The sequence below is a fragment of the Veillonella sp. CHU740 genome, assembly GCF_003992055.1.
In the GTDB taxonomy this organism is placed as follows: domain Bacteria; phylum Bacillota; class Negativicutes; order Veillonellales; family Veillonellaceae; genus F0422.
Genome location: NZ_RQVD01000004.1, coordinates 1 through 23,320 on the forward strand (window position 1 = coordinate 1; position 23,320 = coordinate 23,320).

Annotated in this window: 17 protein-coding genes, 1 pseudogene and 1 other annotated feature; of the genes and pseudogenes, 14 read left to right on the top strand and 4 right to left on the bottom strand. The window is 39.7% G+C overall.

What is annotated here, in order from left to right:
* A pseudogene (tuf, locus tag EO115_RS03215) lies at nt 1-138 on the top strand (elongation factor Tu); the annotation flags it as partial.
* Nucleotides 139-341: 203 nt separating this feature from the next.
* Nucleotides 342-1,154 carry a class I SAM-dependent methyltransferase gene (locus tag EO115_RS03220; RefSeq protein ID WP_126937554.1) on the top strand — a complete coding sequence of 271 codons (813 nt, stop codon included), beginning with the start codon at nt 342-344 and terminating at the stop codon, nt 1,152-1,154.
* Between the two features lie 114 nt (nt 1,155-1,268).
* Here the strand turns inward: EO115_RS03220 and msrB are convergent, their stop codons facing one another.
* Entirely contained in the window at nt 1,269-2,237 is a 969-nt protein-coding gene (gene msrB, locus EO115_RS03225; protein ID WP_126937555.1) for a peptide-methionine (R)-S-oxide reductase MsrB, read from the bottom strand.
* A gap of 561 nt (nt 2,238-2,798) precedes the next feature.
* Here msrB and EO115_RS03230 point away from each other — a divergent pair.
* Nucleotides 2,799-3,032, top strand: a complete 234-nt coding sequence (locus EO115_RS03230) for a DUF2922 family protein (protein WP_164724042.1) — start codon at nt 2,799-2,801, stop codon at nt 3,030-3,032.
* A 12-nt stretch (nt 3,033-3,044) separates the two neighbouring features.
* Entirely contained in the window at nt 3,045-3,248 is a 204-nt protein-coding gene (locus tag EO115_RS03235; RefSeq protein WP_126937557.1) for a hypothetical protein, read from the top strand.
* Between the two features lie 335 nt (nt 3,249-3,583).
* Here EO115_RS03235 and EO115_RS03240 read toward each other — a convergent pair whose 3' ends face one another.
* A complete protein-coding gene (locus EO115_RS03240) occupies nt 3,584-4,198 on the bottom strand; it encodes a sigma-70 family RNA polymerase sigma factor (protein ID WP_126937558.1) in 615 nt (204 codons plus the stop codon).
* A gap of 456 nt (nt 4,199-4,654) precedes the next feature.
* On the opposite strand from EO115_RS03240, the gene EO115_RS03245 reads away from it, so the two are divergent.
* The gene (locus EO115_RS03245; protein WP_126937559.1) at nt 4,655-6,268 is read left to right on the top strand and encodes a class I SAM-dependent methyltransferase; all 1,614 of its coding nucleotides are present in this window, start codon (nt 4,655-4,657) and stop codon (nt 6,266-6,268) included.
* A 228-nt stretch (nt 6,269-6,496) separates the two neighbouring features.
* Here the strand turns inward: EO115_RS03245 and EO115_RS03250 are convergent, their stop codons facing one another.
* Entirely contained in the window at nt 6,497-7,942 is a 1,446-nt protein-coding gene (locus EO115_RS03250; RefSeq protein WP_126937560.1) for an aminoacyl-histidine dipeptidase, read from the bottom strand.
* 206 nt (nt 7,943-8,148) lie between these two features.
* Between EO115_RS03250 and EO115_RS03255 the strand changes: the two genes are divergently transcribed.
* Nucleotides 8,149-9,126, top strand: coding sequence for an asparaginase (locus EO115_RS03255; protein ID WP_126937561.1), 978 nt, complete (start codon nt 8,149-8,151; stop codon nt 9,124-9,126).
* 238 nt (nt 9,127-9,364) lie between these two features.
* Nucleotides 9,365-11,293 (top strand): YadA-like family protein, encoded by a 1,929-nt coding sequence (locus tag EO115_RS03260; RefSeq protein WP_126937562.1) that lies wholly within the window; start codon nt 9,365-9,367, stop codon nt 11,291-11,293.
* Nucleotides 11,294-11,438: 145 nt separating this feature from the next.
* On the opposite strand, the gene EO115_RS03265 is transcribed toward EO115_RS03260, so the two are convergent.
* Nucleotides 11,439-12,182 (bottom strand): adenosylcobinamide amidohydrolase, encoded by a 744-nt coding sequence (locus tag EO115_RS03265; RefSeq protein WP_126937563.1) that lies wholly within the window; start codon nt 12,180-12,182, stop codon nt 11,439-11,441.
* Between the two features lie 325 nt (nt 12,183-12,507).
* Here EO115_RS03265 and EO115_RS03270 point away from each other — a divergent pair, with 325 nt between their 5' ends.
* From EO115_RS03270 to EO115_RS03300, 7 genes are all read left to right on the top strand, one after another.
* Nucleotides 12,508-13,389 carry a mechanosensitive ion channel family protein gene (locus EO115_RS03270; protein WP_126937564.1) on the top strand — a complete coding sequence of 294 codons (882 nt, stop codon included), beginning with the start codon at nt 12,508-12,510 and terminating at the stop codon, nt 13,387-13,389.
* Between the two features lie 163 nt (nt 13,390-13,552).
* Nucleotides 13,553-14,146, top strand: a complete 594-nt coding sequence (gene yfbR, locus EO115_RS03275; protein ID WP_126937565.1) for a 5'-deoxynucleotidase — start codon at nt 13,553-13,555, stop codon at nt 14,144-14,146.
* Nucleotides 14,147-14,265: 119 nt separating this feature from the next.
* Nucleotides 14,266-14,476 (top strand) — a binding site (T-box leader).
* Nucleotides 14,477-14,619: 143 nt separating this feature from the next.
* Nucleotides 14,620-16,005, top strand: a complete 1,386-nt coding sequence (locus EO115_RS03280; protein WP_126937566.1) for an ATP-binding protein — start codon at nt 14,620-14,622, stop codon at nt 16,003-16,005.
* 42 nt (nt 16,006-16,047) lie between these two features.
* Nucleotides 16,048-18,708, top strand: a complete 2,661-nt coding sequence (locus EO115_RS03285; protein WP_126937567.1) for a valine--tRNA ligase — start codon at nt 16,048-16,050, stop codon at nt 18,706-18,708.
* A gap of 11 nt (nt 18,709-18,719) precedes the next feature.
* Nucleotides 18,720-20,012 carry a folylpolyglutamate synthase/dihydrofolate synthase family protein gene (locus tag EO115_RS03290; RefSeq protein WP_126937568.1) on the top strand — a complete coding sequence of 431 codons (1,293 nt, stop codon included), beginning with the start codon at nt 18,720-18,722 and terminating at the stop codon, nt 20,010-20,012.
* Nucleotides 19,985-21,205 carry an O-antigen ligase gene (locus EO115_RS03295; RefSeq protein WP_126937569.1) on the top strand — a complete coding sequence of 407 codons (1,221 nt, stop codon included), beginning with the start codon at nt 19,985-19,987 and terminating at the stop codon, nt 21,203-21,205. The genes EO115_RS03290 and EO115_RS03295 overlap by 28 nt, the downstream gene beginning before the upstream one ends.
* Before the next feature lie 603 nt (nt 21,206-21,808).
* Entirely contained in the window at nt 21,809-23,317 is a 1,509-nt protein-coding gene (locus EO115_RS03300) for an acetyl-CoA hydrolase/transferase family protein (RefSeq protein ID WP_126937570.1), read from the top strand.
* Nucleotides 23,318-23,320: the final 3 nt, after the last annotated feature.

The following is a 23,320-nucleotide window of genomic DNA, read 5'->3' on the forward strand; positions in this document are numbered from 1 at the left end:
ATGTGTATGCCTGGTGATAACATCACTATGAACATCGAGCTTATCACTCCAATCGCTATTGAAGAAGGCTTACGTTTTGCGATCCGCGAAGGTGGCCATACAGTAGGCGCTGGTGTTGTTACAGCTATCGAAGCATAATTGAATCATAGATTCTAGCTAAAAAAGCGACCGTAAGGTCGCTTTTTTGTATTCTCCTAGAATTATAGATGCGTATATAAACTTATATAGTATGGTCGTATAGATTTTGTTGCCGTAGACACAATATAAGTGCTCATTGTATAGTATAATCAAAATATATAAATTGATAATTTTTATCATATATAGTGATAAAGGAGGTTTTTATGAGTACAATCACAACGATGCCTGTTTCTATGGAGGGCTGGCAAGAGGAACAACAATCTTGGAATCAAACATCCAAGTTCTTTGTGAATATGCATAAACGTGAGGATCGGGTGGCTCAAGTAGTGGACTTTGTAGCACGATTGCAAAAACTAGGGATTCATCCAGCAGCAGGTGAAACAGCCCTTGATATAGGCTGTGGTACAGGCGATTATGCTATGGGACTTGCTCGCAATGGGGTGAAAGTAACCGGTGTAGACCTTTCTACTGGTATGCTAGAAGGTGGCAAAGCTATTAGTGAAAATGAAGGGATTTCGCTAGATTTATGGTTGGGACCATGGTCCGAAGAGGCTCGACAAGCCCTGGGATGGGACAAACAATTTGACTTGGTGTATAGCATTTTCTGCCCCATTATGTCGGATACGGCTAATCTTCATACCTTGCACAAAGCTAGTCGCAAAAATTGTTTATGCATCATGTTCGCCGATCGAAAAGATGAATATTTAGATGCCATCTATTCCGAACGATATGGTGTAAGCGGAAGCCCATGGGAATCCATGCTACAAGATTGCTTGAGCACAATCAACGAAATTGGAAAAGATGTGAAAATTACCTACAAAACGGTAGAAGAAGTAGAAAACTTGACAGTCGATGAAGCTGTGGATTATTTCTGTATACGAGTACAAAGAAAAGTGGGCGGTGATTTAGAGGTGATTAAACAAGAAATCCGTGAGTTCTTATCTGCGAAAGCGGTCGATGGGAAATTGGAGAACCACACAACGGATACCATTGCGTGGATTTCATGGGGAGTTTAATCCTATGCACTTATAAGATACAGAATTTACAGTTTTTTTGTGTTGTCAGTTGGGATGAGCTATAGTCATGAACGTGAGCTTAAAGACATGCAAATCTATTGTATGCTAATATTTTTAAGAATCTTGAGATAGAGCTTCGCTGCGTTCTACAAACTCGTGCAAGGCACCATACCCTTCTGCTTCCAAGTTTTCTAAAGGGATAAACCGCAAGGCAGCGCCGTTGATACAGTAGCGTAGACCACCCATAGAGCGTGGCCCATCTTCAAAGACATGTCCTAAATGAGCATCACCAATGCGACTGCGCACTTCAATGCGATGATGACCTAAACTATCGTCGTGATAGTAACGAATGACGTCGCTGTTGATTGGTTGCGCAAAACTAGGCCAGCCACAACCTGAATCGAACTTTTGGGCAGAGATGAACAGAGGTTCTCCAGATGTAATATCTACATAAATGCCAGGACGAAATTCATCGGTATACACATGAGAGAAAGGCCGTTCTGTGGCGCTATGCTGTGTTACAGCGTAGGCTAAGTCATTGAGTTCTTCTTGCAAGATAGCATCGGATTTGCGTTCGTAGTCGCTTTCATCAATTAAGGGCTCGTATGCTTTAGCCACATTGATATGACAGTAACCATTTGGATTTTTATCTAAATAATCTTGATGGTACTCTTCGGCTGGATAAAATGATTGTAAAGGTAATACCTCGACGGCAAAGGGCTCTGTATAATGACTATTGGCACGAGATAAAGTAGATTCGATAACTGCTTTATCCTCTGGATTTTCGTAATACACACCACTTCGATATTGTACACCCACATCATTTCCTTGTTTGTTAATGCTGAAAGGATCAATAATGCGCAAGAAATATTGTAGTACTTTAGATAGGGAAATCACAGAGGAGTCATAGGTAATTTTGACCGTCTCTACATGACCGCTGCCATGGCATACCTCTTCATAACTAGGATTCGGGTGGTTACCATTGCTGTAGCCGACCTCTGTATCTATAATCCCAGGAATGCGTTGAAAGTAGCTTTCAACACCCCAAAAACAACCGCCGCCTAAATAAATCGTATGGTTCATAGTATCACTCCTTTTCAATGTAATATAACTTATGTTAGTGATAATTCATAATATATTTTATATGTAGGTTGCTAGCGAAGATACTGGTATTGTATCGATTCCGTATCATCAAATTGTTACACGATAGCTCGTCTTAATTATAGCACGTATTCGTATTAGAAATACTGCACGAGGATTGATACATAGATGATATAGCCCGTATAAGATACATGGTAGTATCACGAGTTTTAGTCATTATATTGTTAAAAGACATGCTTATAAAGGTGAAAGCCACCTGGCTCGTATGGGGCCGGCAGGTGGCTTTTGTTGTGACAAGTATAGGTGTGTATGGGAAGTCACCCTTGTCACGACATATGTAAGTAGTTTGAAAGGTTGGAATACAGGAGTGTTCTCACAATATTCCTGTCGAGTATCACATCGACAAATTTAGTATAGCAGATTAGTAGGATTAAGTATAATAATAAAATCTTACTACTTATAGTGAATAACTATAGTTGACACACTCTATATTTCTGAATGTATCTAAGTGTAAGGACTTGGTACTCAGAAAGGAGTTTACATATGGCAACTAGTACAGTGCTTAAAAAAGAATTACATTTAGTGTTTACCGATGCGACGAAGCAAGAGGTAGAAATTGTGGTAACTTTTCCTAAAGAAGGGGTTACCAAAACAGAGATTGACACAGTCGGTCAATTGATGGTGGAAAAAGATGTGATCCGTGGTCGTAAAGATCATCCATTGACTAGCTTTCAACATGGTACATTAGTAACAACAGAATCTACGATTGTAGAATAAGGAGGGGATTAGATGTCAAACACAATGGTAACAAAATTGCAATTACAATTTAAAAAAGGGGACGCTGCTCATGCATTGAAAGTAGCAAATTTCGCGTATATCAACGAAGCCGCTACTGATGACGATATGAAAGCTGTGGGAGAAGCATTAGGTAAACTCTATGCATACCCATTAACAGGTGTTGTTCGCAACAATGCAATCGCCTTGGAGGCGTAAGATGAACACGCTAGAAAAAGCGTTACAAATTATTCGTATCGCCGTGATTCTGATTCGATGGTGGAAACGTTAAGGTAGGATAAGACCTTTAGACAGGCGTTCCATCGTATGGGAGGTACACGGGAAGGAAATGTATATAGGAATGGTACCAAGGACTTATCACCACCTTGCCTACTAGGGGCAGGGTGGTGTTTTTATATGTTAGATACTAGAGTAGGTGTGTCATGGAGTGTGAGATACGCATGCAAAGAACCTGAATCATAGGTATATTGACTCAGGTTCTAGGATATGGGGTATGGTGAGACAGTATGATATAAATGATTAATTCTGTACGATTATATGCGTTGTTGCACTAGAGAAATTGCTTTTTTATATTTTTTATGCATCGCCTGGCGAGAGATTCCGTACTCTTTTGCCAGTTGGCTAATGTGTTTCCCATGATATAAAATGTCGATGAGGATGCTAGCATAGATAGGATCTACTTGGGAAAGAGCCTCTATTAATGCTGCTTGCTGCAAATGATCCAACGCTTCCTTTTCGGTGCTGTTCGGAGCGGGAAGCTCGGATAGAGGATCTGACTCCTCTTCGTTCTGGATACACGTGGCCTCGTGGGTCCATTGGGTGCGCATACGTCGAAATAGATTCATTTCACAATAATGGATACGAGATTTTACAAATCCAGAGAAAGGCACTGTACCTGTTGTATCATATGTTTGTATGGCTTCAAGAAAACATTCCCACAAGGTAGCTTCTAATTCACTTTGAATTGTTTGTAGCTGACTGACATGGGAGTATTTTGTAATTAGAGGTACATAGCGGTGACAGAGTACAATTTTAGCGGACGGATATCCTGTTTGTACTAATATCACGAGCTCTTCATCTGTGTAAGAATCATATCCAAGATCAGGTGTCATGGTATTCAAACATGTGGTAATGTATGATGCTTTCATACGAACCTCCTTTGAAAGATGATATGTCTTACCATACCTACTGATTGTTACATACGTATGTAATTTGTAATATAGCTAACATGGAACCAGATATCTGTTAGTTAGAATTATAAATCAAGGAATATAAAAAGTCACCCTTTAAATTAATAAAAATTGTATAAATATCAAATTGGCATAGAGGCTAGGAAATCTAGGGGGACTATACTGTTTAGGTCTATATCTATAGGAATAGCGCTATAAAATGAGTATAATGAAGTATTATAAGGAATGTCGGTTCATTTGGTAGAAAATGATAGAGTATACATGGTGAGTTATATACCGATAGATAGAAATAAGTGTAATTTTTATACTATTTCTATTGGCTAGGAACATAAAAAACTGATACAATATATTATATAGAAATAGCTAGATATGATATTTTTAAAAAAGATATAAACAGCGTTACGTGTAGTTACTATGAAAGTAGTTCGTATAGAAATATATAAGAAAGGTTTTAGCATGAAAGTAAACACAAAAGCAACGATTACAAAAGAAGAAACTGATGTTATTGAACATTTAAAAAACTCCTATGATGAATTAGTATATCCTTCAAAATCCTTTGGAGTAACCTCTATCAATAGTTTAGAAGCGAAGGCAAAGTTATGGGGCCTAAATCCAGTTCCAGCGAAAGAGGCTCGTGTCTTAGAACTGGGCTGTTCTATGGGAGGCAACATTATTGGTCAAGCTGTGTATCATCAAGAGGCGTCCTTTGTAGGGGTTGACCTCAGTGGATCTCAAATTGAAATCGGTAATGAAATTATTAACGCCATAGATTTAAAAAATGTAAAACTTCTGGAACAAGATATTTTAAAAATTGATAAAGATTTTGGTACATTCGATTACATCATTGTCCATGGCATTTGGTCTTGGGTACCAGATGTGGTAAAAGATAAAATTTTAGAAATTTGTAATGTGAATTTATCGGAACGAGGGGTAGCCTATGTTTCTTATAATGTATACCCAGGTTGGCATCGATTGGGCCAAGTGCGGGAGATGATGCTCTTTGCTACACGGTATGATCAGGATATGGATTTATTACCTCGCACAGAAAAAGGGATTTCCTTCGTACATCATATGAATGAACTTATCAAAGGCTCTAAGGATGTGGTACCTAAATTAGGCTGGAAAACAGATAGCTTTGATTCTGCCTTAGATCATAAAACATATTATATTGCGCACGAATATTTAGAGCCTATTAATGACCCTGTATATATAACGGATTTTATTGACCGCGCTAACAAACATAAATTAGTCTATGTAGCTGATACGGATTTCCAACTGTCTGCTATTACATGGATGAGAAAAGAACGCAGAGAATTAATCGAAGCGATGTCTGGTGGAGATTGGAATACAAAAGAACAAATTCTAGACTTCTATTTCGATACTCAATTCCGTCGTTCCTTATTATGTCACGAGTCTCAAGCTCATTTACTACGTCATAATGAAGAGTTTTTAATTACCACTCTTGATTCTCTGTATTTCGGTATGGTCAATAAGGGTAAGGAACTACAGGATACAACAAATGTGGTAGAACAAGCCATTGTTAATCAATGTCGTAAAGGAGAAATGTTCACCGTTGCTGATTGCAAAGAAGAACTGAAACAATTACAAGACGGTGTAGAGTATGATAAAATAGAATTATACAGTATGTTGATTCGGTTCTTGTTGTGTGGATTTATTGCGCCTGTGACGGAGAAAAAAGAAATCCACACATTCAAAGAAGGTGTATCTACAGTGCCAAAAGAGATGGCTAATTATGTACAAACTGTTGTGGATCGAGGTGGATCCAGATTTATTAACATCTCCGATTTGTACAATGACAGCATTACAGGATTTAATTCCGCTCATGTGCTGATGATGAAACAATTAGAAACGCCAAAAACGTTAGAAGAGCTATACAAAGTAGCTGATAAAATTCTGAAAGTGGATGAAACAAAACCATCTGGTGAAGTGGTGCCACTAAAAGGTCGTACTGTGGTAGATAGTACATTAGATGATTTAGGTCAGCTTGGGTTCTTGCGTAATAATTAGGACTATTTGCGGTCCACTTTGGGACTAGTTGCCAAAAAAATTTCATAATTTCTTTAGTTGTAACCGTAATGGACCTATACATGTATTCATTAAAAAACTGTACTCCCCTATCTATGTGACATGGGAGTACAGTTTTTTGTGTTATGAAGGTATCTAGGAGTAGATAGCAGTATAGTGGTCGATCTATAACAAAGGGGAATCGCATGGCGACTCCCCTTGTTCATAGTGTTATTGTAATTTTTCTAATAAGGTTAATAAGAACTTAGATACGGTTGTGACTGATGGTATATGTAGTCGTTCTTTTGGTGTGTGGGCTCCTAAAATTGTGGGACCAAAGCTCAACATTTGTGTGTTTGGTAATTGTGCTTTTAGTAGGCCACATTCAAGGCCAGCATGAACGGCTGTTACATATGGGTCGATACCGATGACTTCTTTATAAAGTGCGACAGCTTGTTCTTCTAGTTGACTGCCACGCTCGTACTCCCATGCTGGATAACGACCTTGTTCCGAAGCGGTGAATCCATGAAGGGTTGCTAGTGTCATAATGCGATCTCGTAGATAGGCTAATTGGCTCATTGTCAAGCTACGAACAGAGATTAACACGTCGATATGTGTCGCATGATCTTCTACGATGGCAATGTTATTACTTGTTTCTACGAGGCCGTCCAACTTTTTACTCATTCCAAATACGCCATGTGGGGCTAAATACAAGAATTGGAGTAATGCTTGCGATTGTGTAGGGGCGAAGATGGTACTAGGTGTATCGCAAGGAGTGATATGAACTTGGAAATCTGGATCTTGTGGTACCAGTTCATGACGAATAATGTCGATAGTTTCAGACAGTTGACGTTGCATAGATTCCACGTGTTTGGTTTCACATAAGAAAGTGGCTTCTGCTGTACGTGGTATTGCATTGTGTTTCGAACCACCTGCAAAATGACTGATGTAAATAGATGCTGTATGATTTGCTTCATGGAGTAATCGGCCTAAGATTGCTAAGGCATTGCCAAATTGGCTACCAATTTCGATGCCAGAATGACCTCCATGTAATCCATCAACTGCTATGTGAAAGGCTGTTAGACCAGCTGGTGTCGATACAGGATTAGTCGGTAAAGTAAGGTCTAAGCGACAACCACCAGCACAAGCGACAATAAATTCATGTTCTTGTTCTGTATCGATGTTGAGTAAATAGGTTCCGTGTAGACGGTCACCTTTTACGACCATAGCTCCGTTCATACCAGTTTCTTCATTTGTTGTAAATAAGCATTCTAGTGGTCCATGAGGAATCGTTGGGTCATCTAGAACAGCTAGTGCCATTGCTACAGCGATGCCATTGTCGGCCCCTAATGTGGTTTCGTTGGCGTGTAACCATTCGCCTTCTTCGATAAGTTCAATAGGATCCTTGGCAAAGTCATGAGTAGAGGTAGCAGATTTTTCTGCCACCATATCGATGTGGCCTTGCAAAATGATTGGAGGATTTTGTTCATAGCCTGGTGTGGCATTGGCGCGGATGATGACATTGCGCTCTTCATCTTGCTCTGCGTCTAATCCTCTATCTTTTGCAAATTGCATTAAAAAATCACTAATGCCTTGTTCGTTACCAGATTCACGAGGAATTTGGCTGATTTGTCGGAACCAATGCATGACACTGGTTGTGTATGTTGTGTCTGTCATAGTCTTTACCTCTCTAGTATAATGTATGATATTGATAAATTAACTATACTCTTTTCTAAGAATAGGGTCAATACATGATGCGAAAATATGATGGATACATGTGATGAACGTATGCGCTGCAGGATAGATTTTTGTAGTATAGGTATAGATACTTTTAGGGTCTAGGATGGTATAATAAAGATACTGATGTGCGGGGAGGATACTGTATGAATGTAAAAAAAATTATGATAATAGGAACTGGTGGTACTATTGCGGGCACCGGGAATGGTGCTAGTGCCCTTACTGAATATAGAGCGGGATCGATTGGAGTGCAAGAATTGATGCAAGCTGTGCCTACGCTAGAAGGGTATGGACCCTTTGAAAGTATTCAATTTTCCAATATCGATAGTTCGGAGATGAGTCCCTATCGTTGGGTACGCTTAGCGCTACTTGTGAATGAAGTGGCTGAGCGAGATGATATAGGTGGTATTGTTATTACCCACGGCACAGATACGATGGAGGAAACTGCGTATTTCTTGCAATTGACGGTACATACGAAGAAACCGGTTGTGATGACTGGTTCCATGCGTCCTGCTACAGCGCTTAGTGCAGATGGTCCAGTAAATTTATTGCAAGCGGTACAAGTGGCTCGCAGTGAAAGTGCAAAAGGCCAAGGTGTATTGGTTGTCATGAATGGTTATATCGATAGTGCTCGTGAAGTAGCTAAGTTACACACAACGGATGTAGGGACCTTCGGGAATGCGCAACTGGGACATATGGGCTGTGTGCAAAATGGAAGGGGGTATTTATATTATGCACCTTGTCGCACACACACGAAAGACAGCGAATTTATCTTGCGTGAAGAGGTGGAGCTACCGCCTATAGGTATTGTCAATTTATATGCTGGGTTGGACCTAGATGTGATTGATTTTATAGCACAACGGTCTAAAGGTTTGATTATAGGTGGTTTTGGCCATGGTACATTGCCACAATCTGTACGTGAGGTGCTAAAAAAAATTACCATTCCCAAAGTGCGGTCATCCCGCATTGGGAATGGTATTGTATCTAGCAATTCATCGGATGCGAAAGAGGGATTAATCGTTAGCGATTCCTTGTCCCCTGTAAAAGCTAGAATCTTGTTGATGTTAGCATTGCAGAGGGAACGAAGTCGAGAAGACTTAGAACGGATATTTGCTAGCTATTAGATGGTTGAAAGTGTTAAAAACGATAAGTAACCGTTGCACAAGTCTAGCCCTCTAAACTGCATAAAGATATGTATCAATGATGTGTAGCGTTACTTATAAATATATACAATTCGTGGAAATCGGGGGGGGGGTAACACTACTTAGGGGTGCACAACACTTTTATTTTTCTGTACAATGGAAGTATATGAATGCATAAAAATATGCATAAAGGTGAGTGTGTATAAGGAGGAATTTTGTTGTGCAATCTAGACATGTATTACAACTATCCACTCTTTGGGCAATAATTTCTGTGTGTGCTAGTCCAGTATGTGCGAGCCCGGCAACAAATCCAGCCGGAGAAGGTCCTGGTATCGCTATTGGTGCCGGCACTATTGCCGGCCATGAAGGTGTGGTTGCCATTGGTAAAGGTGCTTATGTATACTATTCTGGTCGTTCTGGATCTAAGAATATTGATGGAGATATTGCGATTGGCGAAAAAGCTAATACTTGGAATCACCATGACCAATCTGGCTCGATAGCGATTGGTAAATATGCTCTTGTAGAAAATACCGCTAATAGATTAGATAAAGTATTTGCTTTTAAACAAATGGATTTTGATAAATTTGGTTTTGGCAGCCTTCCAAAAAGCCCAGATAGAGTCGTTACTGGTGTTGCGATAGGTAATAATACCTATGTTCGTACTGGTGGCACTATGATTGGGTCTCATAATTATCGTGGTAAAATTGGCGATATTGAGGTAAGTACGGAGTCTCAACGTACTATCAAGCCTACAGGGGCAGGTGTCTATTCTACAACTGTTGGTGCAAATAGTTTTACGAACGGAACTGTAGCCACTAGTACAGGGGCTCTTAACGTAATTTCTAGTGACTATGATAGAAATGATGCTAGTAAAGCGCCTAAAAACTTTGGCGCTACCATCAATGGTACCTTGAACTCCATTGAATCAGCAACAACTACTAATACAAGCGCTGGTATTGCAAATGCCATCGTAGGCGTAGCGAATAAAACAGCCAATAGTAATGGCACCTTAGTCTTTGGCGCAGGTAATGAAATCACCAATTCTATTACAGATATTAATCTATCCCCATTAGTTAGTGGTTTTGGAGGCCCCGATTCTGTGACAGACATGTCCAAGGTTCTAAGAAAACTGGTTAAGGATAGTAATTCTGGTGGTGCTACTCTTGCTATTGGCGGAGGAAATAAAGCTGATTATACGTTGCGCACTGCTATGATTGGTGTTAATAATACGGTGACTGGTACAGAAGCAGCTGGTGCTGCAGACAACTTTGTAGTTGGTTTTAACAATACTGCTTCTAATGTAATTGGCACCACTATCATCGGTACGAATCGTAAAGCCACAGGTACTCATAATTCTATTATCATTGGTTCTGCTACAAAGGAAACTGAAACCACTGCTAGCGATAGTGTAGCCATTGGTAACGATGCCAATGTCACAGTGGACGGCGGTATTGCCTTAGGTGCTAACTCCGTTTCTAGTCGAGATCTGACTAAGGAAGCTTCTGGCTATGATTGGTCTACTGGCACCGCTTCCTCTGACACATCTTCCACATGGAAACCGACAAATGCCGCTGTTTCTATTGGTGATGGTACTACTGTAACTCGTCGGATTACCTCACTTGCAGCCGGCTCCGAGGATACAGATGCGGTGAACGTAGCACAATTAAAACGAGTGGTAAATCATGCTGATGAACAAGTTAGAGTTATTAATACAAGTATAAATGCTCTGGGCTCAAGAATAGATACGGTGGATTCAAGAATAGATACACTAGGTTCAAGACTAGATACACTAGGATCAAGAATTGATACAGTGGGAGCTGGAGCGGCCGCATTAGCTGGATTACATCCAATAGATTTCGACCCAGATGCGAAATGGGACTTGGCGGCTAGTTATGGCAAACATGAAAGTTCCCATGCATTTGCCGTTGGTGCTTACTATCGTCCTAATGAAGATATGATGTTGTCCGCTGGTACATTACTAGGTAACGGGCATACCATGTTTAATGTTGGTTTTTCAATCAAAGTAGACGGTGCCAAACGAATCACAAAATCTCGCGTTAAGCTAAGCGAAGAAGTACTTGCTTTGCAACAAGAAGTAGCTGAACTAAAAGCTATGTTAGGATTACAATCTAGCACTAAAAAAGATTAATTGCATACAAAAATGTTTATACAAAATGCTGTGGAAATATTTACTTTCACAGCATTTATGTATATATGGACACGTATAAATTGTATGTTATTAAAGATGTTTCTAAAGATAGCCATGTTGGACAAAATATGGTACTGCAATATAATTATGGTTCTATTGCCTTATGGATATAATTTTCTAATGCTCTTTCGATGGCGGAACGCACTGCTTTTGCCAAGGTATCGCCGAATTGGGAGAACGTGCCTGAGTCTGTGAGGATTTCTCCGTTTGGGTCGATGGTCATGATGACACCGTCTGTGGATGTGCCTGTAGCTAGTTGTCCAGATAGGATGCTAGTGATTCCCTTGGATTGGAGTGCTACGGTTTTTGCTTCCGTTATAGTCAGCAACGATTTTGTAAGTGCTCCGTCAGTGAGGGCACAATTTGTAAATACTAATAGATTGATGGTGCCCCCAGAGTGGAAGGTGCCATCTTTTTCATGGTATGTATAGCCATCACCTGCGCGATGTGCTGTTTTTTCAACACCTGCTGTAGCAATTACTTCTATGATGATAGATCCTTCTGCTTGGCATACATAGGCATGACGGTTCATAGAGGCACTCGTTAATAAGGCGGTACAAAAATGGATTGGCAAGTCTAATTGCACGCATTCTTTGGCAAGATAGGCAGAGGTAGATCCGCCAGGTAACTCACTTTCATCGTTGACGAAAAAGGTAAGTTGCTGATTTCGTACGGCCATGACGTGGTGCAACCCACCATTGAATGGACTGGTGCTAATGGCATAGTAAGGCATGTCATAGGTAATAGTAATAGCTGAGCTATGGATATCTACATAACCACCGCATTGTAATAGATTTGGTGCATGATAAGGGTTTTGTTGAGTTTGCATAGTGACTCCATACTACTAGGGTTTCTAGTTACGATTTGGGTATATAGTATTTCTTACGATATGAGTTCATAAGAAAAATTATTGTATAATATTATGACCTCTGTAATTGAGTGGGTCAATGTGTATAGTATATCATATTTTAAGGTCCCTAGCTTTCAGAAAATCCAGAAGGATGGTGACATATAGTGGGACATATGCCTGTTTAGGATGCGTAGAATCTACTTGGATGTAAATAGAGGACGGTATAGGTGCAATCATGGTATAATACAATGATTAAAGTAGAACGCTTGTTAGAAATGGATATATCATTTTGAAAGGAGTTAGTATGTTAGTAGCAGAGGAAAAAATTGTGGAGTCTACGGCAGCAGGTGTTGACAAGGTAGCTGAGCACGTAGAAGATAGTATTACGTTTATCGACCATTTACAAACCTTGGCAGTGGAATATTTGCCAAGTATTTTGTTGGCTATCGTTGTATTTGTGATAGGTCGTTATTTGGCGATGTTCATTAGAAAAATAGTCTTACAGGTTATGAACCGCGCGAATTATGATGCCACAGTACGCAGCTTTACGGGACAAATTATTTATTATGGGATCTTGTCCGTCGTTATATTGTCTGCTCTATCTATGCTGGGGTTTCCAACGAATAATTTTTTAGCTGCCTTTGGTGCTTTTGGTATTGCTATTGGTTTAGCTTTACAAAATAATATGTCAAATTTTGCTTCTGGGCTGCTGATTTTAATCTTTAAGCCTTTTAAAGAAGGTGATTGGATTTCTGTGAATGGTGTGGAAGGGGCTGTGAAAGAAATTCATTTCTTCAACACCGCTATTGCCACCAAAGAGAATCGGATCGTGTTCATTCCGAACTCTGCCATTACTTCTAATAATCTGATGAATAGTAATTATGAGAGTACTCGTTATGTGACGTTCATATTTGGCATTGGATACGGTTCAGATCATCATCGTGCCATTGAGGTGTTGAAAGAGATTTTTCAGCAAACTGGAAAGGTGCTCAACATGGATACCCTTGAAATTGGTATTAAAGAATTTGGTGATAATTCTGTCAATATTGTAGCCTATCCATTGATTAATGCTGAAGATTATCGTGATGTGTACTATGGGGTTATGTCCGATGTGAAAGATCGCTTTGATGCGGAAGGTATCGATATTCCATATCCACAGAGAGTGGTTCATATGGTGAAATATTAATAACAATACCAAAGGTAACGGGCTACCCTCTTATATAACAGAGGAAGTTGATGCATAGTTGTCAGCATGTCTCTGTTTTTGTAATGTATGTGAGAAGAACTGTATTAAAGTGGAACAAATCTTAGTATAATACATATATAAGATACTATAGGAGGAAAGGACAATGAATGAGAGCCACTTTTTTGCCCTCTTAGGGCGCATGAAATATATTCAGCGTTGGAGCTTGATGCGCAATACAGAAGTGGAAAATTTACAAGGTCATAGTTTAGAAACTGCTATGATTGCCCATCAATTAGGAATACTGCGAAATACATATTTTAATGGTGCGTTAGATGTGAATCGCTTGGCAGTGCTAGCCATGTACCATGATGTGAGTGAAGTGTTCACGGGGGACATGCCGACGCCAGTGAAATATTTTAACCCTAAGTTGCGTGCTCTCTATGGAGAAGTAGAGCAATTGGCGAATGAAACTTTATGGCATACGTTGCCAGAACCAGTGCAACCAGCCTATGAAGAAGTATTGGTGTCTATGCCAGAGGAATATGAAGTGTTGGTGAAAGCAGCAGATACCTTGTCAGCGTTTATGAAGTGTGTTGCAGAAAAAGCGGCTGGCAACGACGAGTTTAATGCAGCTTTTGATACGATTCACAAACGATTAGTGAACATGCAATTGCCAGAAGTAGATCTATTTTTGCAAGTCTATATCCCTAGCTTGACGAAGTCTTTAGATGAAATGAATGTGTCTTTTGCCAAGTAGTGGGAACTGCCTATTCCGAATCGTTTGATGAGGGATGCTAGGCCTAGACATTGTAGAGAGTTTTATGAGTAGATATATTGACGATACTGCATACTTTCACGTATACTAATACTATATGGATAATAACTAAGAAGAGGAAAAATCTTTTGAACGCATCACAGAGAGCATTGGGTTGGTGAAACAATGCATGTACTAGAAAGAGGGTAGCCTCGGAGTTGGCATGGTGAACTAGAGTAAGTGTGCCCGCTGATCAGCGTTAACGATAATGAGTGATTGCTACGGCAATAATCTAGGTGGTACCGCGGAAGTATAGACCCTTTCGTCCTAACGGACGAGGGGGTCTTTTTTGTACGGGTAAAGATTAAGTTATACCTTATTATAGTTTATGATGATTATAATGAGGTGTGGATATGAATTTGTTAGACTAGCTTTAGGAATAATATACATGTAGATCTCATCAACGAGGTATTAATATGGAAGATTATAATGTGGAATATAAATTAGATATTCCAGAGAAACAAAATAAACTAAAAGCTGAAATCGTAGCATTTTTAAATAGCGAAGGTGGAAATATTTGCTTAGGTGTTAATGATGATGGGACGATTAATGAATCCATCACATTATCTAAAAAGCAGAAGTGGGAACAGATGATATCCAATTGGATTGTGAATGGATTTACACCAAATGTGGCTCATTTAATATATGTATACCCGAATGAAGTCCCTTTTAGAATTAAGGTATTAGAGGGAGATGATAAACCTTATTTTATTAAAGAAGGAGAAGGGTTTAACTCAAAAGGCGTATATATAAGGGTGGGAAGTACAAAGCGAGTCGCTAGTTTTGAAGAAATTCAGAGAATGATTTTACAAAAGAAGTCTCATGAATTTGAAACTATCAGTATAGGTGAGACAAAACTAACTTTTACTTATATCGAGCAGAAATTTAAAGAAAAGGGGATACAGTTTGATCCATATGCATTATCTTTGATTGGAAAAGATGGTACGTATAATAATGCTGCATTATTATTAAGTGATCAAAATTCTAGTATTAGTAAGTTTGCAGTGTTTCAGGGGATAGATGTACGAGTATTTCTTGATAAAAAAGAGTTTAAGGGCTCTCTTGTAAAACAGATTGATGATATTCTTTATTTTGCAAACCTATCGAATCGTAAAAAGATTACTATCAGTGGTAAACCTGAACGAAATGAATATATGGACATTCCTAGTGGTGCGCTACGTGAAGCAATTGTCAATTGTTATTGTCATAGGGATTATACATTAAGCGGTGATATAAAGGTTGAATTCTATGACGATAGAGTTCAAATCTATTCACCGGGTAGCATTCCAGATGGACTAACACTTGATAATATCAAGATGGGAATGGTAGCAAAGCGAAATAAAATTATTGTCAATGTATTGGATAAAATTGATATGATAGAAAATTATGCATCAGGTGTACGTAGAATTTTTGATGATTACGAAGGTTTTGGTAAACAACCAGTGTATAATATATCTAATAATGGTGTTGTCGTGACTTTATACAACAGAAATTACGATATTTTTCAAAATGACACCAAAAATGATACTAAAAATGACACCAAAAATGACACCAAAAAAGAATGCACAAAAAAAGGCGTGGAGGAGAGTGTAGATACGGTAAAGAACAAAAATAAAGATATCCGTATCGATACACTTCTTAAGTTGATAGAGGAGGACCCAACAATAACAGATGTTATTTTAATGAAGTTGTTAGGTGTATCGAAATCTACTATTCGACGAGATATTACTTTTTTGAAAAAGCTTGGTAAATTAGAATATAAAGGTAGTGCTAGATCCGGATATTGGATTGTAAAGAAGTAACTACTTTTTAAAATAATTATTATATCCAAAATAGGAGGACATATGAAAGAATATAAAAATCTCACAACTTACAATCCGAAGGAGATTGAACAACAATGGTACACATATTGGGAAGAGAAAGGTTATTTTCATGAGGAAGTGGACACAAATAAAGAGCCTTTTAGTATTGTGTTGCCGCCACCAAATGTAACAGGTCAATTGCACATGGGTCATGCCCTTGATAACACCTTGCAAGATATTTTGATTCGTACGAAACGTATGCAAGGTTACAACGTATTGTGGATGCCTGGCACAGACCACGCAGGGATTGCAACACAAGTAAAAGTAGAAGAAAATATCATGAAAACAGAGGGAAAATCTCGTCATGATTTAGGTCGTGAAGAGTTTTTGAAACGTGTATGGGAATGGAAGCAAGAATACGGTAGCACCATTGTAAAACAAATCCGTAGTTTAGGCGCTTCTTGTGACTGGACGAGAGAGCGTTTTACCTTGGATGAAGGCTATCATGAAGCAGTATTAAAAGTATTTGTAGCATTGTACGAAAAAGGTTTAATCTATCGTGGAGAACGCATCACTAACTGGTGCCCTAATTGTTTGACAGCCTTATCCGATATCGAAGTAGAACACGAAGATGAAAATGGTCATTTGTGGCATATTAAATACCCTGTTATCGGGGAGGAAGATACATTCTTAACCGTAGCTACTACACGCCCTGAAACAATGTTTGGTGACGTAGCCGTAGCGGTGAACCCTAATGATGAGCGATATGCCCATTTAGTAGGCAAAGAATTATTGCTTCCATTCGTGAATCGTCATATCCCAATCATTGCCGATGAATACGTAGATCAATCGTTCGGTACTGGTTGCGTAAAAATCACTCCAGCTCATGACCCTAATGACTTTGAAATGGGACAACGCCATAACTTAGAAAGTATCGTGGTGATGAACCCAGATGGCACCATGAATGCAGGAGCAGGTCACTTTGTGAACATGCCTCGTGAATTAGCGCGTAAACAAGTAGTGGCAGAATTAGAGGCGCAAGGTTTATTAGAAAAAGTGGAAGACCATGGTCACAGCGTAGGTCATTGTTCCCGTTGTAATACAACAGTAGAACCTATGGTGTCGAAACAATGGTTTGTATCTATGGAGCCATTGGCAAAACCTGCTTTAGAAGTGGTACGTGACAAATCCATTGAATTTGTACCAGAACGTTTTACCAAAACCTATACCAACTGGTTGGAATCTATCCGTGATTGGTGTATTTCTCGTCAATTGTGGTGGGGACATCGTATCCCAGCTTGGTACTGCCAAGACTGTGGAGAAACCATCGTAACAGCAGAAACGTTGACGGAATGTCCACATTGCCATGGTAAAGTAGAACAAGATCCAGACGTATTAGATACATGGTTCAGCTCTGCGTTATGGCCATTTGCTACAATGGGTTGGCCTGAAAACACAGAGGAAGTGAAACATTGGTACCCAACTAGTGTTATGGTAACAGGCTACGACATCATCTTCTTCTGGGTAGCTCGTATGATTTTCATGGGCTTAGAATTCAAAGAAGAAATTCCTTTCAAACACGTATTCATTCATGGTTTAGTACGCGATAGCCAAGGTCGTAAAATGAGTAAATCCTTGGGCAATGGTATCAATCCATTAGAAGTCATCGAAGAATACGGTGCTGATGCGTTGCGCTTTACTTTGGTAACGGGTAATACACCGGGGAACGATATGCGTTTCTACATGGAACGTGTGGAAGCAAACCGTAACTTTGCCAACAAAATTTGGAATGCCTCTAAATTTGTGTTGATGAACTTAGAGGGCTTTGATGAAAGTTTCGTACCAAGTGCAGAAGATTACACATTGGCAGATAAATGGATTCTAGAAGAATACAATAAAACAGTCACAAACATTACAAATAACCTTGATAAATTTGAATTAGGGGAAGCGGCGAGCGCGGTGTACGATTTCATTTGGAATACGTACTGCGACTGGTATATTGAATTAGCGAAACCTCGTTTATACAACAAAGAAGGTGGTCGTGACCGTCAAACAGTACAATACTTATTGGTATCCATCCTTCGTCATATGATGGAATTATTACACCCATTCATGCCGTTCGTAACAGAACACATTTGGCAACATTTACCACATGAAGGGGACAGCATCATGGTCGCTCCATGGCCAAGTACATTATCCATGGAAGGCTTCGGCTCTGCAGCAGCTCATATGAATGTGATGATGGACGGCATCAAAGGTATCCGTAACATGCGTGCAGAAATGAATGTACCAATGGGCAAACGTTCTGAAGTGATCTTAGTGCCTGCTACCGAAGAGTTGAAAGGTATCTTAGAAACACATGGCGATTACTTCCATACCTTAGGTTGGGCTGAAAAAGTAACGGTACTTTCACCAGATGCACCAAAACCAGAAAATGCCACTGTAACAGTGGTAAACGGTTTAGAAGTGTACTTGTTGTTGAAAGATTTAATCGATGCAGACAAAGAAAAAGAACGTATCGCCAAAGAGCAAGCTACAGTATTGAAAGAAATCGCCCGTTTAGAAGGTAAATTGAACAACCAAGGATTCTTAGCAAAAGCCCCTGAAGCGGTGGTAGCGAAAGAAAAAGAAAAATTGGAAGAATACAAACAAAAACAACAAGCTTTGAACGAACGTGAAGAGTTCTTAAAAACATTAGCATAAGGAGATCCATCATGAATTATACGGAAGCGATTGCCTACCTAGAAGAGGTAGCCTCCTTTGGAATTCATCCAGGATTAGAACGGATTACGGCTCTATTAGAAGAGTTAGGAAATCCACAACATACATATAAAACGATCCATGTCACAGGAACGAACGGTAAAGGGTCTGTTTCCACCTATATTACTTATGGATTGTATATGAGCGGTCTCAGAGTGGGGACATTTACGTCCCCGCATCTCCAATCCTATACGGAACGCATGCGTGTGAACACGGCCTGCATTACGGAAGAGGCCTTTGCTGATTTGATTGAACGTGTCAGCAATGCTGTGAAAGCCGTTATGGACCACGGTGTAGAAGCACCTACACAGTTTGAAATCTTAACAGCTGCAGCATTCTTGTTTTTCCAAGAACAAGGTGTAGACTACGCTGTCATCGAAGTTGGTTTAGGTGGATTGTTGGATTCTACCAATGTGATCACTCCAGAAGTGGCTGTTATCACAAACGTGACCATCGACCATCAGGCGTACTGTGGAGACACGGTTGAGGAGATTGCTCGTCATAAGGCAGGTATAATCAAGAAAGGTGTGCCTCTTGTAACAGCAGCCCAAGGGGGAGCTCTTGATGTGATTAAGGAAACGGCAAAATCATTAGGTGTAAAATACCATGTGTTTAACGAAGATTTTACCATCGATAGTCGTAGTGCCATGGCGATGGGACAAATGATTACTGTAAAAGATAAAGCAGGCCATAAAGACATGCTCTTCACATCTATGCATGGTATCCATCAAGCGTTAAATTTAGCTTGTGCAGCAAGGGTGTTGCAAATCTTGAAAGACAAAGAACCAGCAGTAAGTGAAGAAACCTACCGTGAAGGTTTAGCTCGAGCTACTTGGCCGGGACGATTTGAAACTTTCAAAGTTCATGGACGAACCATCATTTTAGATGGAGCCCACAATGCGAGCGGCGCAGAAGCTTTTTCCATGACATACAATGAACTGTATCCAGACCAACCAAAAACAGCGGTGTTATCGATTTTAGAAGATAAAGATGTGTCCACCATGGTCAGCTATTTAGTGGGACAAAAAGACCGAGTAATTACGGTGCCAGCCCCTACACCACGTGGCATTGATCCAGCACAATTGGCAAAACAAATGCCGGTCCAAGCAGACCCTATGGAGACCATCCAAGCGGGGTTAGACCATGCCATGAAAACAACGAAAGAAGGCGATATCATCGCTGTGGTGGGGTCCTTATACATTCTTGGTGACGTGCAACAATGGCTCGCCCAAGAAATGGGGCATTAATGGATGCCCTACGTAGACTATCTGTAGACCAATGGATAGTCTACCTCCTCTATGGGGCTACACTGTGTATTCCACTGATTCCTATAGGTGGTAATGTACTTGTCATCTTGGCAGGACTATTGGCTTTGCTCTTCGATAGACAGCGATTTTCTGGGTCCCTACATTGGTTGCAGTGGACCGTATTGGCCTATATCATTTGGACAGGGATATCTATTATAAATTCTGTGAATGTCCAATGGTCGGCTATGAGTTGGGGCTATCATATAGGTATCTATGGTACGGTGTATTGGTTAATGACCTATTATATGAATACAGAAGAACGGCGCAAGAAGTTTCTCTCCTTGTTTTGTATCACTGGTGTCCTCGTTTGTTTAGGTGCGGCCTATCAGTACTTTTATATGATATCTACGCATATCCATGAGTGGGTGGATAATGTTCACTTTCCAGGGCTTATGCGTCGTATGTATGGAACCTTACAGAATCCGAATTTGCTAGGAGAATATTTGTTGTTTGTTCTATCTATAGGCGGTTTAGGAACAATACAAGTTCTGAAAGAGAAAGATTGGAAGCGCTGTAGTAAAATGGGTTTAGCTCTACTCATTATGCTCTTGTGCTTAGTACTCACCTACTCTAGAGGTATGTGGCTGAGTTTAGCCGTGACAGTATTTGTAGCCGGGCTTTGTGTAGAGCGCAGATTATTATATGCGTTGTTGGTAGTGCCATTGGTATTATTCTTTTATCATGGAGAAGTATCCAGTCGATTGTGGTCCTTGTTTAGTGGACAAGATACATCTGTTATGCTTAGATGGGCTCTATGGGATAGTACCATGTACATGGTGGAGGACTTCCCTGTGTTTGGTATCGGTTGGGATGCGTTTTGGATGACCTATCCAGACTATAATTACTTTATTCAAGACCCAACGGTGATTATTTATCATGCCCATAATTTATATTTACATGTGGCAGCAGAAACAGGGCCGATTTCGCTATGCTTGTTCTTAGCTATTTTATTGGGACATAGTCGTAATATGCAAAAAGGTAAGTCCAGAGGGATTCCGTATCGATATGGGATGACATTGGTGACTGTTTCTGTATTAGTGAGTGGTCTCTTTGATCATGCCCTATATAGTCAACAAGTGAGTCTCGTATTATGGCAACTATTGGGATTTGCCATGAGTGTCATAAGAGATTAATCGTAATAAGAGAATAGTACAATACGATCTAAATGCATTAAAGTTTATATAATATATTCATTATATGGACTATCTTATTTTGAATGTGATTGTCAAAATATAGTATGATGAAGGGAAAGAGTGTATCGATGTATAGAATTTTGATAAAATATAGATACAAGATAGGGCGCTTTCCCAATCATACTAATGGTTATAATGGCAAATAACCATTAGTTATGAATAATATAACGATAAGATATGCATAAACATAAGTAGATAATCTAGATAGGAATAACTATATCGAAAAAAGTTGGGCTGCTACAACAATTATAGATATAGGTAGATAGAGGGTATAACAAAAAGTTATAGGCCCTCTATTTTTTTGTATTTCGTATGCCTATTATGCATATATTTGCACAATAAGGTTGACAATGTGATGAAAAATCGGTACTATTTATGAGAATTAACAAATATCACATTTTAAGTATAGATTACAAAACACTAACGTTTTAGTTATAATAAAAAGCAATCGCATAGTGATTGGGTACTATGAGTGGGAGTATGTAACTGTACTTATCTTGTGACACAGCTGAATAAGTCATTCAAACTAAAGGAGATGGTAGTATGATCGACATTTTAGATCGCGTGCAAGGCGCAGCGTTGCAAGCAAAAATTACTACAGCAGAAGAAGCAGCTAAATTGATTAATCCAGGAGACCATGTAGGTATCAGTGGTTTTACACCATCTGGTTACCCTAAAGCAGTGCCATTGGCGCTTGCGAAACGCATGGAATCAGACCCTTTCCAAATTGATCTTTGGACTGGCGCATCAGTTGGTGATGAAGCAGACGGAGCGTTAACTCGTGTGAACGGTATTCGCCGTCGTTTCCCATATCAAACAAATAACGATACACGTAAAGCGTTAAATAGCCAAAAAATTCGTTACATTGATATGCATCTTAGCCAAATGGCTCAACAAATTCGTTATGGTTTCTTCGGTGACACTGACGTAGCTATCATTGAAGCGGTTTGCATCCGTGAAGATGGTGGTATCGTTCCTAGTACATCCGTTGGTAACTCTCCAACATTTGTTAGCCAAGCTAAAAAAGTTATCGTAGAAGTGAACGTATCCCAACCAATGTCCTTGGTAGGTATGCATGATATCTATGAACCACAAGATCCTCCATACCGTGAGCCATTCCCAATCAAAGCGGCTGGCGATCGTATCGGAACAGATTACATCCCATGTGACCCTGCGAAAATCGTAGCTATCGTTCCATGTGATGTACCTGACACAACTCGTCCACTAGCACCAATCGATGATGATGCAAAAGCGATGAGTCAACATTTGATTAACTTCTTCTTAGAAGAAGTTAAAGCAGGTCGTTTACCTGAAAACTTATTGCCATTACAATCTGGAGTAGGTTCCGTAGCAAATGCGGTTGTGTCTGGCTTGGCTGAAGGTCCTTTCACAAACTTATCCATTTTCACAGAAGTTATCCAAGATGGTATGTTGGACTTAATCGATGCAGGTAAAGTAACAGATTGTTCTGGTACAGCATTGTCCCCATCTCCAGATGGATTGAAACGCTTCTATGACAATATCGACAAATACAGCAAACACATTCTTTTGCGTCCGCAAGAGATTTCCAATAACCCTGGATTAGCTCGTAGACTTGGTGTTATCACTATGAATACAGCTATTGAATTCGATATCTTCGGTAATGTAAACTCTACTCATATCATGGGTAGCAAAATGATGAATGGTATCGGTGGTTCCGGGGACTTCACTCGAAATGGTTATATCTCCATTTTCTGTACGAACTCTGTGGCAAAAGGCGGAGACATCAGCTCCATCGTTCCTTTTGTATCTCACATTGACCATACAGAACATGATGTACAAGTATTCTGTACAGAACAAGGTATTGCCGATGTTCGTGGTTTGGCTCCAATTGAAAGAGCATACAAGATCATTGAAAACTGTGCTCACCCAGACTACAAACAAGAATTATTAGATTACCTCGAAAGAGCTATTGAAAAGACAAATGGCGCCCATACACCTATCTTATTAGATGAAGCTCTTTCTTGGCATAAACGCTTCACTGAAACAGGAAGCATGAAAAAACAAGGTTAATTT

Bases quoted from the DNA above. Each gene is read 5' to 3' on its own strand.
- EO115_RS03270 (WP_126937564.1), top strand. From the start codon at position 12,508: ATGTTAGTAGCAGAGGAAAAAATTGTGGAGTCTACGGCAGCAGGTGTT.
- EO115_RS03245 (WP_126937559.1), top strand. From the start codon at position 4,655: ATGAAAGTAGTTCGTATAGAAATATATAAGAAAGGTTTTAGCATGAAA.
- EO115_RS03280 (WP_126937566.1), top strand. From the start codon at position 14,620: ATGGAAGATTATAATGTGGAATATAAATTAGATATTCCAGAGAAACAA.
- EO115_RS03255 (WP_126937561.1), top strand. From the start codon at position 8,149: ATGAATGTAAAAAAAATTATGATAATAGGAACTGGTGGTACTATTGCG.
- EO115_RS03250 (WP_126937560.1), bottom strand. From the start codon at position 7,942: ATGACAGACACAACATACACAACCAGTGTCATGCATTGGTTCCGACAA.
- EO115_RS03220 (WP_126937554.1), top strand. From the start codon at position 342: ATGAGTACAATCACAACGATGCCTGTTTCTATGGAGGGCTGGCAAGAG.
- msrB (WP_126937555.1), bottom strand. From the start codon at position 2,237: ATGAACCATACGATTTATTTAGGCGGCGGTTGTTTTTGGGGTGTTGAA.
- EO115_RS03290 (WP_126937568.1), top strand. From the start codon at position 18,720: ATGAATTATACGGAAGCGATTGCCTACCTAGAAGAGGTAGCCTCCTTT.
- EO115_RS03300 (WP_126937570.1), top strand. From the start codon at position 21,809: ATGATCGACATTTTAGATCGCGTGCAAGGCGCAGCGTTGCAAGCAAAA.
- yfbR (WP_126937565.1), top strand. From the start codon at position 13,553: ATGAATGAGAGCCACTTTTTTGCCCTCTTAGGGCGCATGAAATATATT.
- EO115_RS03285 (WP_126937567.1), top strand. From the start codon at position 16,048: ATGAAAGAATATAAAAATCTCACAACTTACAATCCGAAGGAGATTGAA.
- EO115_RS03265 (WP_126937563.1), bottom strand. From the start codon at position 12,182: ATGCAAACTCAACAAAACCCTTATCATGCACCAAATCTATTACAATGC.
- EO115_RS03240 (WP_126937558.1), bottom strand. From the start codon at position 4,198: ATGAAAGCATCATACATTACCACATGTTTGAATACCATGACACCTGAT.
- EO115_RS03230 (WP_164724042.1), top strand. From the start codon at position 2,799: ATGGCAACTAGTACAGTGCTTAAAAAAGAATTACATTTAGTGTTTACC.
- EO115_RS03235 (WP_126937557.1), top strand. From the start codon at position 3,045: ATGTCAAACACAATGGTAACAAAATTGCAATTACAATTTAAAAAAGGG.
- EO115_RS03295 (WP_126937569.1), top strand. From the start codon at position 19,985: ATGGCTCGCCCAAGAAATGGGGCATTAATGGATGCCCTACGTAGACTA.